Source organism: Streptomyces sp. ME02-8801-2C, from assembly GCF_033793965.1.
Classification (GTDB): Bacteria; Actinomycetota; Actinomycetes; order Streptomycetales; family Streptomycetaceae; genus Streptomyces.
Window position 1 is genome coordinate 1 of sequence record NZ_JARAXP010000003.1, and the last position, 16233, is coordinate 16233.

Genomic DNA, 16233 nt, shown 5'->3' on the forward strand with positions numbered 1-16233 from the left:
GGACGACACGGCGTACGCGATCTCACGCGAACTCGACTCCTCACGATCGAACATCGAGGTAACGCTCCGCGACGGCGCCCCAAGATCTGTGCCAGAACCCAGGAAGGAGGAGTAGGGGCGGTCGGAGACACGGGGGGGGTGACAGCTCTAAGGGCTTGCCGGGAAACAAGTCGTGGCTTCCAGCTGCGGGGATCGTTGTTCTGGTATGGGGAGACCGGAGGGGATCGAGGCGGTCCTGGCTGCGAAGTTCCAGGCGTTGTTGCCGCATTTGGACGAGCGTCAGCGCCGGCTGGCCATAGGGGCGGAAGCACGGTCACTGGGGCATGGCGGGATCAGGCTCGTTGCCGCTGCGGCCGGGGTCCGGGAGGGCACGGTCTCGCGTGGGGTGGCTGAACTGGATTCCGGGCAGGCCCCGTTGGGGCGGGTCCGTCGTCCGGGTGGAGGCCGGAAGAAGGCGACCGAGTTGGATGCGGGGCTGCTGCCTGCGCTGCTTGCGTTGGTGGAGCCCGACGAACGGGGCGATCCGATGTCGCCGCTGCGGTGGACGACGAAGTCGACCCGGAAGCTGGCAGCGGAGCTGACCCGGCAGGGCCACCGGGTCTCGGCCGACACGGTCGCCGGCCTTCTGCGGGAGGAAGGCTTCAGTCTGCAGGCCAACGCCAAGACCATCGAAGGCGCCCAGCACCCGGACCGGGACGCCCAGTTCCGCTACCTCAACGAGCAGGCACGCGACCACAGGGACGCCGGAGACCCGGTGATCAGCGTGGACACCAAGAAGAAGGAACTGATCGGCGACTACAAAAACGCCGGGCACGAATGGCGGCCCGCAGGGCAGCCCGTGAGGGTCAACACGCACGACTTTCCCGGCCAGGCCGAGAAGGCGATTCCGTACGGGGTCTATGACATGGCCGCGAACACCGGCTGGGTCACCATCGGCACTGATCACGACACGGCGGCGTTCGCCGTCGCCTCGATCCGCCGCTGGTGGCAGGCTCGCGGGCGGCACGACTACCGCCGGGCACATCGGCTGCTGATCACTGCCGACGGTGGGGGCTCCAACGGCTACCGCACCCGCTGCTGGAAGACCCACCTGGCCGACCTCGCCGCCGAGACCGGCCTGGAGATCACCGTGTGTCACCTGCCGCCAGGCACATCGAAGTGGAACAAGATCGAGCACAGGCTGTTCTCCCACATCACCATGAACTGGCGTGGCAGGCCCCTGACCAGCCATGAAGTCATGCTCCAAACCATCGCCGCGACGACCAGCCGCACCGGTCTGACGGTGCATGCCGAACTCGACCGCGGTGAGTACCCCACCGGCATCCGCGTGAGCGACGAGGCCATCGCCGCCCTGCCGATCACACGCCACCGCTTCCACGGAGACTGGAACTACACCTTTCACCCCGCAGATCACCGACCGCCCCCGGACCTTCCCCGGCACGGCGGGCGGTCAGCCTGCGGCTCTCACTCCCTCACGGACCACGACCTGAGGCACCCCGAGTTGACCGGCATGTCCCGCAAGCAGCTCAGCGACCTGACCCACACCTTGATTCCCGGGCTGGAAGAGCGCCGCGAGCAGGCCCGTCACGCAGCCCGCGGCCGGCCACGCCGCGTCGCCCGCGGAACAGGCCGCAAACCCACACTCACTCCCGCCGACCAGATCCTGGTCACCATCCTCTACCTGCGGAAACACGCTCTTCAGGAGCTCCTCGGCCAGCTCTTCAACACCACCGCCATAACCATCAGCCGTGCGGTGAAGGACGTCCGCCCGCTTCTCGAAGCCCACGGCGTCTGCATCCCCGCCTCAACCGCCCGTTTCCGCACGCCGGACGACATCACCCGATTCCTCGCCCCCGACAAAACCAAGATCAAACCAACGTGTTGATTTCCGGCAAGCCCTAAGGGCTTGCCGGGAAACAAGTCGTGGCTTCCAGCTGCGGGGATCGTTGTTCTGGTATGGGGAGACCGGAGGGGATCGAGGCGGTCCTGGCTGCGAAGTTCCAGGCGTTGTTGCCGCATTTGGACGAGCGTCAGCGCCGGCTGGCCATAGGGGCGGAAGCACGGTCACTGGGGCATGGCGGGATCAGGCTCGTTGCCGCTGCGGCCGGGGTCCGGGAGGGCACGGTCTCGCGTGGGGTGGCTGAACTGGATTCCGGGCAGGCCCCGTTGGGGCGGGTCCGTCGTCCGGGTGGAGGCCGGAAGAAGGCGACCGAGTTGGATGCGGGGCTGCTGCCTGCGCTGCTTGCGTTGGTGGAGCCCGACGAACGGGGCGATCCGATGTCGCCGCTGCGGTGGACGACGAAGTCGACCCGGAAGCTGGCAGCGGAGCTGACCCGGCAGGGCCACCGGGTCTCGGCCGACACGGTCGCCGGCCTTCTGCGGGAGGAAGGCTTCAGTCTGCAGGCCAACGCCAAGACCATCGAAGGCGCCCAGCACCCGGACCGGGACGCCCAGTTCCGCTACCTCAACGAGCAGGCACGCGACCACAGGGACGCCGGAGACCCGGTGATCAGCGTGGACACCAAGAAGAAGGAACTGATCGGCGACTACAAAAACGCCGGGCACGAATGGCGGCCCGCAGGGCAGCCCGTGAGGGTCAACACGCACGACTTCCCCGGCCAGGCCGAGAAGGCGATTCCGTACGGGGTCTATGACATGGCCGCGAACACCGGCTGGGTCACCATCGGCACTGATCACGACACGGCGGCGTTCGCCGTCGCCTCGATCCGCCGCTGGTGGCAGGCTCGCGGGCGGCACGACTACCGCCGGGCACATCGGCTGCTGATCACTGCCGACGGTGGGGGCTCCAACGGCTACCGCACCCGCTGCTGGAAGACCCACCTGGCCGACCTCGCCGCCGAGACCGGCCTGGAGATCACCGTGTGTCACCTGCCGCCAGGCACATCGAAGTGGAACAAGATCGAGCACAGGCTGTTCTCCCACATCACCATGAACTGGCGTGGCAGGCCCCTGACCAGCCATGAAGTCATGCTCCAAACCATCGCCGCGACGACCAGCCGCACCGGTCTGACGGTGCATGCCGAACTCGACCGCGGTGAGTACCCCACCGGCATCCGCGTGAGCGACGAGGCCATCGCCGCCCTGCCGATCACACGCCACCGCTTCCACGGAGACTGGAACTACACCTTTCACCCCGCAGATCACCGACCGCCCCCGGACCTTCCCCGGCACGGCGGGCGGTCAGCCTGCGGCTCTCACTCCCTCACGGACCACGACCTGAGGCACCCCGAGTTGACCGGCATGTCCCGCAAGCAGCTCAGCGACCTGACCCACACCTTGATTCCCGGGCTGGAAGAGCGCCGCGAGCAGGCCCGTCACGCAGCCCGCGGCCGGCCACGCCGCGTCGCCCGCGGAACAGGCCGCAAACCCACACTCACTCCCGCCGACCAGATCCTGGTCACCATCCTCTACCTGCGGAAACACGCTCTTCAGGAGCTCCTCGGCCAGCTCTTCAACACCACCGCCATAACCATCAGCCGTGCGGTGAAGGACGTCCGCCCGCTTCTCGAAGCCCACGGCGTCTGCATCCCCGCCTCAACCGCCCGTTTCCGCACGCCGGACGACATCACCCGATTCCTCGCCCCCGACAAAACCAAGATCAAACCAACGTGTTGATTTCCGGCAAGCCCTAAGAACCACTAACGAAATGAGTGACGGGGAACCCTAGGCTCATTGGCATGAGTCAGAGCGGTTCGTCAGAGCGGAGTGGTCTGGTTTGTTCGGGATGACGAGGGAAGCCCGGCTCCCTGCTCCACGGACAGCACGCGAAGTCTTCCCTACTGGTCGACCTCAGCCCGGGCCCAGAGGGCGGCGAAGATCTGGGGGCATGGGCTACGTGTTGAATCCATGTCCCTTGATGCCTGGCGCGATCGCGATCTGTCTGAAGCCGCCCGAGAGGGATACATGATCGGCATCAACTGGAGCGGACCGCGCCTCGTCGGCTGGAGCTTCACCCCGATGGAAGTTCTCAACCGACTGGCAGCGGGTGACTAGCCCACGGCGTCGCTCCCCAGGGAGCGCAGTCGCCGTCAGCAGATGAGTGCGCATCCGAGGGTGAGGAAGGCTTCGTGGATGTCGTCGCGTATCTCCCAGCGGATCCGCAGGCGGCGGAACCAGTGCAGGTGGGCGAACGCGCGCTCCACGACCCAGCGTTGGGTGCCGAGCCCGGAACCGTGAACCCGCACCGATGAGAGGGCGCAAGCGTCCTGCGAGCAACGGCGCGGTCCGGCCAGGGACTGAGAGTCCGGTGTTTATACCTTGTTCGCGACCACCAGGTAGTTCTCGGCTTCAAGATCGAACGTGCTCAGTTCCGTCTGGAGTCCGACCCGGTGCAGCTCGACTTCGAGTTCCTCGTACCGGTAGGGCCAGCAAGACAGCAGTTCCGAGCGGACAAGAACCAACCCGGTCGCATCAACTTGTGCGATCGCAATCTCGATGTGGTGCTCCTCCTCCCAATGCGGCGCAATCTCCCAGCGGTAGACCACGACGGCATCGCGACCGTTCCGGCGGACGAGTCGGTCACTGATCTCCAGCCGGGACCCTCTGGCCCTCACGAGTTCCCAAGTGCGGGATGTGAGAACCAAGGCCCCGCCGGGGCGCAGAAGCCGTGACATCGACTCCAGAGCAGCACCCCTGCCTGTCGCGCCCGTGGCATGGTGGAGCGAGTTGCCGACGCAGAACACCATGTCGAACGTGTTGTCCTGGAAATGGTCGGGCAACTCCTCCCAGTTCGCCCGTACGGCCCGGACGGACGCCCCGAACTCCTCGGACAACTCTGCAGTCCGACGAACCATCGCCTCGCTGGCGTCAGTTGCGACAACCTGCATGCCACGACCGGCGAGGCCAACCGCCAACTGTCCGGTTCCGCACGAACAGTCGAGGACGTGAGCGTTCGACGGCAGGAGGTTGAGGACGTCGTCGAACGACGCAGCGAACTCGGCTGGCGGCAACTTGGCATCCGAGATGAGCCATTCGTACACCTCGGCAAGCACGTCATAACCTGTCATAATCACCACCTCCGTCACGCGGCAGACTCACGGTAGGACGCCAGTCCATCAGCGGAGCAAGCCGGGCACCAATGATTTTCGCAAGGATGGCTCTGATGGTGTTTGTGGGTTGTCAGTTGTCCTTCTGAGTGGATGTCATCGGCTGGTCAGCTGGGAAGTTGTTCGTGAGAAGTAGTGTCACTCGCGGGGTTGCGGTGGCAAGGTGAATGTGCTCAGTGAAGGAGCACGCCGATGCCGCCTGGCCAGTCGAAGGTCAAGTTGCATGCCGCGCTGCGGCGTGACGCTCGCGAGGGCACGTCGAACCGGGCGCTGGAGCGCAAGTACCGGGTGGGCTGGCGGACTGTTCAGAAGGCGCTGAGTTCAGCATGGCCGCAACCTCGGGAACTGTATGCGCCTCGCCGTTCCAAGCTGGATCCGTTCAAGCCGGTGATCGACCAGTTGCTGCTGGCTGATCTGGATGCGCCGAGGAAGCAGCGTCACACGGTGGTCCGGATCTATCGCCGGTTGATCAACGAGCACGCGATGCACGACGTGTCCTGCCAGGTCGTGCGCGCCTACGTCGCCAAGCGGAAGCCGGATATTCGGGTCAAGACCGGCCGTGGTCCGGCGCAGGTATTCATCAAGCAGTCGCACCTGGCCGGCGCCGAAGCCGAGGTCGACTTCAGCGAGGTCGCGGTCCGTATGCGGGGCGAGCTGGTGAACCTGTCAACGAGGGAGATAACCAAGGACTGACCCCCGGTCAGAGTTCGTAGGGGTAGACAGCGATCTTCTCGCGCTCGATGAAGAGCTCGACCCAGGTGCCGACAACACCGTCGGGCAGCGGATCGGCGAGACCCAACAGGATGGTTGCGCCGTTCAGGTCCAGCATGGCAGCACCGTCCTCTGTGAGGCTCAACTGGCCCCGCACCACAACGCAGTGCCCGCCAGTCCAGAGCCCAGGACCTATACCAGCAGCCGACTTGGCGTTCCGCCCCCAGGCGATGTCCTCGTCGATGGTCCACTCGACGTGGTACTCGCCAGGCTTTGCCGTGCGGTCCCCGCACCAGCGGACTGCAGTGTGACCAAACGCGGTTCGGACGTCGGCCAGCCAGGAGGTTCCGGGAAACATCGCGACCTTCACCAGTTCGATCAACACGGGTCGATCATGCAGTATTCGAGGTGCCATCGGAACCTGTACCCCTGTGAAGTCTCGCCGCTGCCTGGCACAGGTTCGCCGGAACATGTGCGCTTTGCCGAACGACTCGTCGGAGGCGATGGCGATGGCCTTGTTCTGCCCCCGTTCCGTCAGCACCTGGAACATCTACTCGGCGCCGTGAAGGGCGAGTTTCGTGTAGCCCAGCTCCTCAACGCACAAAAGATCGACGCGCCCGTAGCGGGCGAAGCTCCTGGTCAGCTGCTTCTCGTCAGCGTCCTCGACCGGTTCGTTCGGGGCCCGTTGCCGTTCCTGGACGCCGCCAAGGAAGTGCTCGGCATCCCCGAAACCTCGCATTGCCGCGTGGTTGCTGACAACTGGTGCGCCTGTCATCCTGTCGCCACATCGCGCTCAGGGGGAGAGCCAATGGCGTCAACACCTTCTTCACCAACGCCCAATACGCAGCCGCCTTCACCCGGACCCAACCCCGACCGTGGGGCTCTACTTCAAGGATGGGCAGCTGTCGCGGCGGTGGTCCTGGCTGCGCTGGGTACAGTGCTGGGTTTCTTTGGTCTACCCGCCGCCGGACTGAAATCACCGACGGGAACGGAGGCCACCGTTACTGCCACCGTTACTGCCACCGTTACTGCCACGGTCACCGCTACCGAAACGGTTGCTGCCACTGGCGAGACGGACGATGGGGCAAGTGGTAGTCCGGGATCGGCGGACGCTGATCCCGCGGTGCGTTGGCAAGGACCGCTACTCATAAATTACAACTTCGACCTCGACAGGAAACCTCCCGAAAAGGGGACGATTAATGAAAGGGATATCCTCATGAACGAAAAGACCAATGATGGCAGCGCTGACCTCTACGGCCCCCTGGCGATGATGCCTGCGGGCAGGACGCCAAGCGAATCCGAGTGCAAACTGGCGGCCAAAACACAATCGCAGGACGAAGTCTTTGTACCGCCGGGTGGTTCGGTCTGCCTGATCACGGACGAGGACCGGACGGCGCTGGTAGTAGTCACGGCAGTGCAGGACAACGACTATGTACAAACTGAGGCAACAGTCTGGGAGAAAGCTGGGAGATAACTGCGCTTCGTTATCGCGCTACGGATCGGAAATCCTGCCCGCAGCAGGCCGCAACGCAAGTCTCATCCATTATGCGGGCGAAGGCGTGCTCGACGCACGCGAACCTTGCGGCGGGAGACATTGTGAATCCTGTCGTAAGATTTCTGTGCCCCTCACCTCCGAAATCACTGCGGCAGGCCAATCTCGGCCGCCCGGCGGAAAACGTGCCCGCACGCGGGTAACCGTATCGGCGCGCGTTCGGCGAGGACGAGCAGTGCATGGCGCAGTTCTGTGCTCAGCTGGGTGAGCCGGTGGCTGTACTGGCCGCCCCTGTAGATGTGAAGGCGGAAGACGTTGACGGCGTTTCCGTCACGGTCGTCGGCGAAGGTTTTCGGGAGGCCGGCGAGCAGTTCGTAGTCGCGCCTACCAGTCGCCGCCTCGGCTACGGCCTTGAGGGACAGATCATCCAATTCTGCTGCGGAGAATGAAGTGTCGACTGCGACAGCATGGGTCACCAGGGCCGCGAAGATCTCGATCAGTCGCTCGCCTGCTGTCGTGTCGATGCCCCAGGCCTGCAGGTTCTCGTGGCGACGAGCCTGCCGCCAAGGCTCCTGGTCCACCAACGGCAGCAGGACACGACCCAGATGAGCGCAACGAGGCCACAGCATGTCGTCGTCGGGGGTCACGGTGGATCCTCTCGACAGCGAGTTGAAGGCCTGGAGCAGAGGACCAATTCGACGACCACCAGGCCCTCTAATTTCACACTACGTGCAGGGCGCGTAAAGAGCGTCGCTGTATGCGGTGCCGCTCGCGGCCACGAAGGTCCCGTACGTGGTGGTGCGCAAGGCACGGTTTGGGTCACCGGTGTGGTTCACGCGGGTTGCTGCGCTGCAGGTGCTGGCCGGACTGCCGCAGCCCGAGGCCGCCGACGGGCGCCTGGTCCTCGCGGCCGACGTCAGCAACTGGGTCCGCCCCGATGTGCCGACCAGCGCCGACCGCCGCGTCTACGGCCGCAGCGGCCGGTCCTCGGACCAGTTCATCCCCGGCTGGCCGTTCTCCTTCGTCGCCGCCCTCGAATCGGGCCGGACCTCCTGGTGCCAGTTCCTGGACGCCGTCCGTCTCGGACCCGAGGACGAAGTCACCGAGGTCACCGCCACCCAACTCCGCCGTGTGGTCACGGACCTGATCGAGATGGACCGCTGGCACTTCGGCGACCGCGACATCCTCATCGTCTTCGACGTCGGCTACGACGCCCCGCGCATGGCCCACCTCTTGTCTGCCTCCCGGTCGAGGTGCTGGGCCGGATGCGCTCCGACCACGTCATGCGACGGCAGACGCCCACGCTCAGCCGGCGAGGTCCTTCAGCGCGGCCTGCGCGGCTTTGACGCCTCCGGGATTGAGGATCTGGCTCAAGAAGGTCGTAGTCCATGAGTGGGGTAAAGCGATCAGCCCATGGATCAGGTCCGGGTTTTGGAGCGGACACTGCATGTCACCTCGTACATCGCGCTCCCTCTCCTACGCGGTCATGCCGCGCCGGATGATCGCCTGATGGACGGTGGCGGCGGGTCCCATAGGGCAGAGATTCGGTGGGTGCCGGGCATCATCAGCATGTCCTTGTGGGTGTGTTCAGGCGATCAGCCGCAGCGAGTCAGTGGAGGCCGGGGTGTCGAGGGGATGGATAAGGACATCGACAGAGGTGGTGCACGAAGGGCCGTTCATCTCGCTGCACCGGGACGAAGTGCTACGTCCGGACGGCGCCGCCGGCGTCTACGAGCACGTAGTCGTCAAGGACAGCGTGCGTGTGGTTGCCCTGGATGACGAGGGCCGGGTCGTTCTGGTCGAGGACGACTTCTACCTCCAGCAGCGGCGTGTCCTCCACCTGCCGGGCGGCGGCTGTGCGGGACAGGACCCGCTTGACGCGGCCCGGCGGGAGCTGGAGGAGGAGACCGGGCAGGTCGCCGGCGACCTGCGTCTGCTGGCGAGTGTCGATCCGCTGCCCGCGACGACGCGTGCGAAAACGCATCTGGTCGTGGCCACGCACCTGCGGCCAGGAACAGTTCAACGGGAGGGCACAGAGACCGGTATGACGGTGGAGTGGTGGACGCTGGACGACGCCGTCGCGGCGGCCCGAACCGGCCGGATCACCGAGGCCGCAAGCGTCATCGCGCTTCTCCTGACGGAACACGCACAGGCATAAGGTGACAGGCGTGGACGAGGATCCGGAGGTACGCCGTTCTGCGTTCGACCTGTACCTGGCGCTGCACCATCTGTTGGAGAGCCAGACCCTCGGCCTGGTGATCACCTCTGTCCGGGACACGAAGTCCGGTGCCACCCACGACGCCCTCGCGCAACTGGACCAGCGCCAGGACGTAGTAAAGCGGCGACATCCCGACCTGCTGAAGACGGCCCACGACGCTGTCATCTCACCGCCTGGGGTGACGATCGGTCCGACCGGCTCGTACAGCTCCCGCTCCTCGATGCGTCGGCCGCAATTTCCAGATCGCTCCTTCCGCTCCAGTGCTCTGACCGGGAAGGTTCACCGGGTCGTTGGCGTGATGAAGGGCGGGCCTGGCGAAGAGACTGGTTGCGGGGGCTGGGGCATGCCTGGCACGGTGCGGGTTTCCGTAACACCCGTGAGGTTCGTGTGACGATTTACTTCTATGGCGCCGGTGAAGTCCCTTATGGGTGCTTCTCGAACTTCTCCGATCACGGCTTTGACCTCGACGGGCTCTGGTGGTCAACATCGGAGCACTACTTCCAGGCGCAGAAGTTCAAGGGCACCCGCCATGCGGATCTCATCCGGCGGGCGCGCACGCCGCTGCGGGCAGCGGAACTGGGGCGTGACTCGTCCAAACCTCTGCGGAGGGACTGGGAGCGGGCCAAAGACGACGTGATGCGCCGTGCGGTGGCAGCCAAGTTCCGGGCGCATGCCGATATCTGTGACATTCTGCTGTCCACCGGTGACGAAGAGATCGTCGAAGACACCACCACCGATCACTACTGGGGTCGGGGCAGGACCGGGAACGGCAAGAACATGCTCGGGCGGATTCTGGTGCGCACCCGTAGCCAGTTGCGCGCCGAACTCGCCGAAACTCCCTGCGGCGACGGCCGCCGTCCGAGGCGGTGATCCGGGAACCGTGCGTGTCGGTGCCGCATGCGCAGGACGGCTCAGGCCGCCAACTCGAGGATGGGGTGCTCCCCAGCTGATGCCTTTCTCACTGCGGGTGCGGGCGGGTTCCCGGCGTTGTGCGGCGAGTATGTCGGGGTGGCGGGCGTTGGCGTTGCGCCGGCGCAGGTAGGCGTGCGGGGCCCGGCCTGGACGGTGTGGTTGGGGTGGTGAGAGTTGGCGATGGCGAACTGCCTCAGTGGTCCGAAGTGCGCCTCGATCGGGTTGGCCCAGGAGGCGCAGGTCGGGGTGAAGCACAGTTCGACTTTGTGTTTCGGGCCCAGCGGCGCATATCGGTGCCCTTGCGGCGGAGAGGTTGTCCATGATCACGTAGATCGGGGCGCCGTCGGCCGGGCGGCACGGATTGATGTCAGCGCGGCCAGCGTGTCGGCGGCACCCTTCCTGCGGCGGTTGACGCCCCACAGACGGTCCTACCCGACCGAGTAGCAGCCGTGGAAGTACCGGACTCCGTGCGTGCGGTGGTTGGTGGCTGGCAACCGGTCGGGGCGTCGCTCGCTCGTCGCCCCGGCCCAGGAAGCCGGCGTCCCGCGCAACGCACTCACCCAGCGCCACCCGGACCTCAGAAACGAGCTTCTACGCGCAGGTCAGGGCGCGCGGGCAGACGCCGGACTCCGAGGTCCGTCTGCGGCAACAGTATCGTCACACTCTCCCCTCAGCGGCCCACGCCGACGTGTACGGCGGTCTCATCAGGGGTGGTTCGACCGCCGGACGCGCGCCGGATGAGCGGTCCGTGGATCGGGCCCTTGCCGCGGGACAGGGGCAGGCCGGTGGTGTCGTTGGCGTGGGAGATGATCTCCGGGGTGATGGAGACGGCTGTCTCCTCGGGTGTGCGGGCGCCGAGGTCGAGCCCGATCGGTGAGCGCAGCCGGGCCAGTCGGGCGGGCACACCGGCCTCGCGCAGACGGTGCCGCCGTTCCTCGTGGGTGCGCCGGGATCCCATCGCGCCGACGTAGCCGACGGGCAGGTAGAGGGCCAGTCACAGGAAGGGGATGTCGAACCTGGCCTCGTGGGTGAGGACGCGGATCGCGGTGCGGGCGTCGACCTCGGTTCGTTCCAGGTACCGGTGAGGCCAGTGGACCACGACCTCGTCCGCCTCCGGGAAGCGGGCGGCCGTGGCGAAGACGGGGCGTGCGTCGCACACGGTGACCCGGTAGCCCAGGAAGTGTCCGATGCGGCTGAGGGTGGCGGCGAAGTCGACGGCGCCGAAGATCAGCATGCGCGGGCAAGAACCAGCAGATCCGGGACTACATCACCCGGTTCTGGCCCAACTCCCTCAACAGCAGGAACCAGGCGCCCCCCGGGGCGACCAGCACCGTCGTCCTGAGCATGCAGCGCGACGCCGAAGGCGACAGCACGGTGGGCCGGCTGTCGGACAGCGTGAAGTCGGTTCACGCCTCGTACAGCACGGACAACGGAGCCCACTGGCACGCCTCCGCGACGAAGCTGTCGGGCGGCCGTTGGACCACCACCGTCCACAACCCGGCGTTCGGCGGCCGAGTCGGCCTGCGCTCAACGGTCGCCGACACCCACGGCGACCGTGCGACGACCACCGTGTACACCGCGTACGCGGTGAGCTGACAACGGCCTCACGCCTCGGCGAGAAGACGCTCGGACAGTCCTTCTCCCCCGGCCTCCCTTCTCGTCGGTCGTGAAGGGGGGTTCCAGTGCCGCGTACTTCGTGCTTGCCTGCCGACGCCACGCAGCGGGCGAGGAGCACGACGTGGTGGAGGGCGGCGGCATCGTGCTTGCCGGTGGCAGGCGCCGACATCGTCCGGACGTCGCCGCGCCGTCACCTGCACGTGAGCAACAGCCCCCGCGATCCGCCGCTTCTGGCCTGCGGAATATCGCCGTCACCCACAGGCTCACGGTCCGTCGCTTTCCACCACCGTCTCGGACTCGTCGGGCAGCGCCTCCACAAGCGCGGCCGGCCGCCGCACCACGAGGTGCTGGACCTCGTACGACATCTCCTTAACCTGGGGAGCCGGTGGCGGGTGATAACGGCCCGCACACACCGAAAGGTTGACGATGAGGTAGGCGTGCCAGGCGCGCCCCACCCCTCGGCGGTCGGCGAACACCCGGTTGCCGTTCACCCACCAGACCACGGACCTCGGGCCGAACTCAACACGAAGGTCGACCCACGCGCCCGGGCCGATCGCGGCGTCGCGGTAGTAGAGGTTGCCGCCACGGACGTGGTTGGTCAGTTCCAGGAGGTCGGGGTTGTCGGGGTGGTACTCGAAGACATCGATCTCCTGGCCGCCGTCCCGCCAGGTCCAGATGGCCGGCCAGGCCCCGGTCTCGTACGGCAGTCTGACCCGCGCCTCGAGCACATCCCCCGCCCGGACGGTGAAGGCCTCCTCGCTCCCCTCCGTGGTGAGCAGGCCCGTGTCCCACCGGCCGTCTCTGCGGAGGGTGGCACGAAAGGTGCCCGAGCGGCTGTACGCGGGGTCCGCCGTCAGGTGATCCAGTTTGTTGTCGCCCGGGTTGACGGGTCCACCGTTCGGATATGCCCACGAACGCCCTGCCACCCATTGACCGGTAGACGCGAAGTCCGCCGTGAAGACGACCTCCGGTCCAGACAAAATCCCCTCCGCCGACGGTGTCCCGTCGCATGCAGCATTCTCCATGCACGGATACTGCTCCGCATACGGCTTCGGCATGCAAATGCCGGTTAACCGACAGAAGGGACAACTCGGACGAGTGAATCCCTGTTGCCAAACCCGGTCCCAGTTACGGAGCCTTCCCACCTGGACATGCTGGGTGTCTTCACCCGACGCCTCGGTGGACGGATGGGTGAACACCTCGGCGGTCAGGTCCTCGATCACCTGTTACGAGACGGTCCGCTGAGGCCGACGAAGTCGCTCCCGGTCAGACCGTGTTCCGCACAGGTGCGCGGCCACGGCTCGTCGGGGCTCCGGTCCGGCGGAAGGCCGCAGCAGCCGCCAGAGCTGCGATCAGTCGCCGCCAGGATGCTGCTGCCTGCCGGTCGATACACATTCGCTTCTCCTGGCCGCTCGTGGTGACGCGGATCCTGCCCGATCCGCAGATCAGACAGGGCAGCCGGCAATCCCCTACCTGATCAGACGCCCGTTTCGGTGCTCCGGCGACATCCGCCCGCCCACCTGCCGTATCGCACCAACCTTGCGCCGCCGTCCAGCCGCCCTCTGCGGTCGCGGCCGGGCCGATCGCGTCGGTTGCGTCCTGGGAAGTGGTGTACAGGTTCGACCTGATCCGGGGGTTCGCGCGCGTCAGGCGGGCAAGGAGGCAAGCCAGTGGGTCAGGGACCGGTTGATCTCCTCGGGGCGTTCCTGCTGAATCCAGTGGCCGCAGCCATCCAGAATGCACGAAGAGACCAGGCCGGGCAGAGTGGTGGGGTACGCCTTGATCGCGTCGGCCATCCAGGTGGTCGTAGCATCCAGGGCTCCGCCCACGAACAGCGACGGCTGGGTGATGGGGGTGCCGTTGTACTCGGCCAGGTCCTCCCAGTCCCGGTCCATGTTCCGATAGCGAGCCAGTGCCCCTGCCATACCGGTCCGTTCGAACTCAGCGGCGTAGACATCGAGGTCGTGCTCGCCCAGCCAGGACGGCAGCCGACCGGCCGGGAACCGGTCACGCAGCCTGCCGCCGTGGCCGACGAAATGAGGATCCGGCGCGCCCGGTGCGGGCATGGTGTCGGCAGACAGGGCGGCGTAAAAGCCCGCGAGCCAGCCGCGCACATCGGGCTCGATCTCCGCCTCGGCGCGGCCCGGATGCTGAAAGTAGGAGACGTAGAACTCCTCCGCCCCGCCCATCTGCGCGAATGCCTCGCTGGGCCTCGGTCCGCCGGGCGGAGCGTAGGGCACGCTGAGCAGCCCGACCGCCCGGAAGACATCGGGCCGGATCAGCGCGGAGTTCGCGGCTATGGTCGCTCCCCAGTCGTGCCCGACGATCACCGCCGTCCGCTCCCCCAGAGCGTGCACCACGGCAACGCCGTCCTCCACCAGGTTGAGCATCCGGTACGCGTCCACCGCTCCAGGCCGGGAGGAGCGACCATAACCGCGTACGTCCACAGCCACCGCGCGATAGCCCGCCGCGGCCAGGGCCGACAGCTGATGGCGCCATGAGTACCAGGACTCCGGGAACCCGTGCACAAGGAGAACCAGCGGCCCGCTGCCCTGCTCCACCAGGTGGATTCGGCCGGCAGGTGAGGGCACCAGACGGTGGGTGAGGCCGGCGGCGGTCTGTGGCATGGATCCTCCTGGGCACAGCACGGATGGACGGTGCCGGCGGCCGGACCACACCACTGCTGCCAGGCTCCGGGCAAGGACACCGACAACGATCCTTCAGTGGGCACCACACCATGCGCGACTCCCGTTGCCGGTTCGGCAAAAGCCGATGGTCCCCGACCCGGCATCCTGTGCTGCCTCGGCCGGACGGGTACAGCGAGGCAACCGACAGGTTCTTGGCGGCTCACCAACGGTGCCATCGGTGTGACGTGGTTCACATTGGTGACCTGTCACGTCCGGGGCGGGTTGCTTGTCCCATGGGCGTCACCGACACAGAAGTCGGTGCCCGACCTTGGGAGATGCCATGAACAGCGGCCACCGCACAGTCGTCATCGGCGCCGGCTACACGGGCTTGTTCACCGCCATCCGACTGGCCCACCGCACTCGCCGGACCGGCGTGAAGATCACCCTGGTCAACCCCTCCAGCCGGTTCGTCGAGCGGCTGCGGATGCACCAGATCGCCGCCGGGCAGGAGCTGGCCGACCACCGGATCCCCGATCTGCTCGCCGGGACCGGCGTCACGTTCGTCCGGGGCGCTGCCACCGCCATCGACCCCGAGGCCCGGCAGATCACCGTCGACGGCGCCCAGACACTCGGGTACGACACGCTCGTCTACGCGCTGGGCAGCTCGGCCGACACCCGCAAGGTCCCCGGCGCCGACACCCAGGCGTTCACCCTCGACAACCCGGAGATCGCCGGCCGGTTCGCGGTGCGGCTCACCGAGATCGCCGCGGCCGACGGCACGGTCACCGTCTGTGGCGGCGGCTTGACCGGCGTCGAGGCGGCCACCGAGATCGCGGACAGCCACCCCGGCCTGGACGTCAGGCTGATCAGCGTGGACGAGCCCGGCGGCATGATGGGTGCCAAGGCCCGCGCCTACCTCTACGGCGCGCTGGAGCGCCTCGGTGTCACTCTTGAGACCGGCACCCGTGTCACCAAGGTGCTGCCCGACGCCGTGGAACTGGCCGACGGCCGGCTCGTCCGCTCCGACGCCTGCCTGTGGACCACCGGCGTCAAGGTGTCGCCGCTCGCCGCAGACGCCGGAATCGCCACCGACGACCGCGGCCTCATCCTGGTCGACGCCACCCTGCGTTCGGTCTCCCACCCGGAGATCCACGCCATCGGCGACGCCGCCGCCGTCCGTCTGGCCTGGGGACAGATCCACGGCACCTGCCAGAGCGGCCTGCCCACCGCCCAGTACACCGCCGACACCATCGCGCGGCTCGTGCGCGGCAAGCCCGTCAAGCCGTTCCGCTTCGGCTACTTCCACCAGCCGGTCAGCCTCGGCCGCCGTGACGCCGTCATCCAGTTCACCAAGGCCGACGACACCCCCCGCCGCATGCACCTCACCGGCCGGATCGCCGTCGCGTACAAGGAGACGGTCAGCGGCAGCCCGCTCACGACCTACCGGCTCAGCAAGCGTATGAACGTCACCACCATCGTCTCCAAGGGCGGCCACGCCACCCGCAAGCCCGCGGCATGACGGGCGCATCGGCTGGCGGCGCCATGATCCCGGGCCTTGCCGCCCTGGTCACGGTGCTGGCAGCATGACCC

At 66.8% G+C, this 16233-nt stretch carries 14 protein-coding genes and 5 pseudogenes; 11 read left to right on the plus strand and 8 right to left on the minus strand.

The window, feature by feature from the left end; all coding sequences use genetic code 11:
* Nucleotides 1-205: 205 nt before the first annotated feature.
* The 3 genes and pseudogenes from PV396_RS09085 to PV396_RS09095 all read left to right on the plus strand — a co-directional run.
* Nucleotides 206-1885 (plus strand): ISAzo13 family transposase, encoded by a 1680-nt coding sequence (locus tag PV396_RS09085; protein ID WP_319202354.1) that lies wholly within the window; start codon nucleotides 206-208, stop codon nucleotides 1883-1885.
* A 71-nt stretch (nucleotides 1886-1956) separates the two neighbouring features.
* A complete protein-coding gene (locus PV396_RS09090; protein ID WP_319202354.1) occupies nucleotides 1957-3636 on the plus strand; it encodes an ISAzo13 family transposase in 1680 nt (559 codons plus the stop codon).
* Nucleotides 3637-3714: 78 nt separating this feature from the next.
* Nucleotides 3715-4014 (plus strand): annotated as a pseudogene (locus PV396_RS09095) (DUF2750 domain-containing protein); the annotation flags it as partial.
* 35 nt (nucleotides 4015-4049) lie between these two features.
* Here PV396_RS09095 and PV396_RS09100 read toward each other — a convergent pair.
* Nucleotides 4050-4196 (minus strand): annotated as a pseudogene (locus PV396_RS09100) (transposase); the annotation flags it as partial.
* Nucleotides 4197-4271: 75 nt separating this feature from the next.
* On the minus strand, nucleotides 4272-5027 hold the full coding sequence (locus PV396_RS09105; protein ID WP_319204028.1) for a class I SAM-dependent methyltransferase: 756 nt from the start codon (nucleotides 5025-5027) through the stop codon (nucleotides 4272-4274).
* A 231-nt stretch (nucleotides 5028-5258) separates the two neighbouring features.
* Between PV396_RS09105 and PV396_RS09110 the strand changes: the two genes are divergently transcribed.
* The gene (locus PV396_RS09110; protein ID WP_319202356.1) at nucleotides 5259-5759 is read left to right on the plus strand and encodes a hypothetical protein; all 501 of its coding nucleotides are present in this window, start codon (nucleotides 5259-5261) and stop codon (nucleotides 5757-5759) included.
* 7 nt (nucleotides 5760-5766) lie between these two features.
* Here the strand turns inward: PV396_RS09110 and PV396_RS45060 are convergent, their stop codons facing one another.
* Nucleotides 5767-6327 (minus strand): hypothetical protein, encoded by a 561-nt coding sequence (locus tag PV396_RS45060; RefSeq protein ID WP_416071366.1) that lies wholly within the window; start codon nucleotides 6325-6327, stop codon nucleotides 5767-5769.
* Between the two features lie 12 nt (nucleotides 6328-6339).
* Between PV396_RS45060 and PV396_RS45065 the strand changes: the two genes are divergently transcribed.
* A complete protein-coding gene (locus PV396_RS45065; protein WP_416071367.1) occupies nucleotides 6340-7251 on the plus strand; it encodes a hypothetical protein in 912 nt (303 codons plus the stop codon).
* 164 nt (nucleotides 7252-7415) lie between these two features.
* Here the strand turns inward: PV396_RS45065 and PV396_RS09125 are convergent, their stop codons facing one another.
* Nucleotides 7416-7916 carry a hypothetical protein gene (locus PV396_RS09125; protein WP_319202360.1) on the minus strand — a complete coding sequence of 167 codons (501 nt, stop codon included), beginning with the start codon at nucleotides 7914-7916 and terminating at the stop codon, nucleotides 7416-7418.
* A gap of 205 nt (nucleotides 7917-8121) precedes the next feature.
* Between PV396_RS09125 and PV396_RS09130 the strand changes: the two are divergent.
* The 4 genes and pseudogenes from PV396_RS09130 to PV396_RS09145 form a co-directional block, all read left to right on the plus strand.
* Nucleotides 8122-8576, plus strand: a pseudogene (locus tag PV396_RS09130) (transposase); the annotation flags it as partial.
* A gap of 350 nt (nucleotides 8577-8926) precedes the next feature.
* On the plus strand, nucleotides 8927-9427 hold the full coding sequence (locus PV396_RS09135; protein ID WP_319202362.1) for an NUDIX hydrolase: 501 nt from the start codon (nucleotides 8927-8929) through the stop codon (nucleotides 9425-9427).
* Nucleotides 9428-9437: 10 nt separating this feature from the next.
* Nucleotides 9438-9878, plus strand: a complete 441-nt coding sequence (locus tag PV396_RS09140; RefSeq protein ID WP_319202364.1) for a hypothetical protein — start codon at nucleotides 9438-9440, stop codon at nucleotides 9876-9878.
* Nucleotides 9875-10357 (plus strand): NADAR family protein, encoded by a 483-nt coding sequence (locus PV396_RS09145; RefSeq protein WP_319202366.1) that lies wholly within the window; start codon nucleotides 9875-9877, stop codon nucleotides 10355-10357. The genes PV396_RS09140 and PV396_RS09145 overlap by 4 nt, the downstream gene beginning before the upstream one ends.
* 69 nt (nucleotides 10358-10426) lie before the next feature.
* On the opposite strand, the pseudogene PV396_RS09150 reads toward PV396_RS09145, so the two are convergent.
* Nucleotides 10427-10905: pseudogene (locus tag PV396_RS09150) on the minus strand (transposase); the annotation flags it as partial.
* A 164-nt stretch (nucleotides 10906-11069) separates the two neighbouring features.
* Nucleotides 11070-11639 (minus strand): annotated as a pseudogene (locus PV396_RS09155) (XdhC family protein); the annotation flags it as partial.
* A gap of 104 nt (nucleotides 11640-11743) precedes the next feature.
* On the opposite strand from PV396_RS09155, the gene PV396_RS09160 reads away from it, so the two are divergent.
* Nucleotides 11744-11995 carry a hypothetical protein gene (locus PV396_RS09160; RefSeq protein ID WP_319202367.1) on the plus strand — a complete coding sequence of 84 codons (252 nt, stop codon included), beginning with the start codon at nucleotides 11744-11746 and terminating at the stop codon, nucleotides 11993-11995.
* Between the two features lie 284 nt (nucleotides 11996-12279).
* Here the strand turns inward: PV396_RS09160 and PV396_RS09165 are convergent, their stop codons facing one another.
* Entirely contained in the window at nucleotides 12280-13041 is a 762-nt protein-coding gene (locus tag PV396_RS09165; RefSeq protein ID WP_319202369.1) for a family 16 glycosylhydrolase, read from the minus strand.
* A 621-nt stretch (nucleotides 13042-13662) separates the two neighbouring features.
* On the minus strand, nucleotides 13663-14643 hold the full coding sequence (locus PV396_RS09170) for an alpha/beta hydrolase (protein ID WP_319202371.1): 981 nt from the start codon (nucleotides 14641-14643) through the stop codon (nucleotides 13663-13665).
* 340 nt (nucleotides 14644-14983) lie between these two features.
* Between PV396_RS09170 and PV396_RS09175 the strand changes: the two genes are divergently transcribed.
* The gene (locus PV396_RS09175) at nucleotides 14984-16162 is read left to right on the plus strand and encodes an NAD(P)/FAD-dependent oxidoreductase (protein ID WP_319202372.1); all 1179 of its coding nucleotides are present in this window, start codon (nucleotides 14984-14986) and stop codon (nucleotides 16160-16162) included.
* Nucleotides 16163-16233 lie beyond the last annotated feature (71 nt).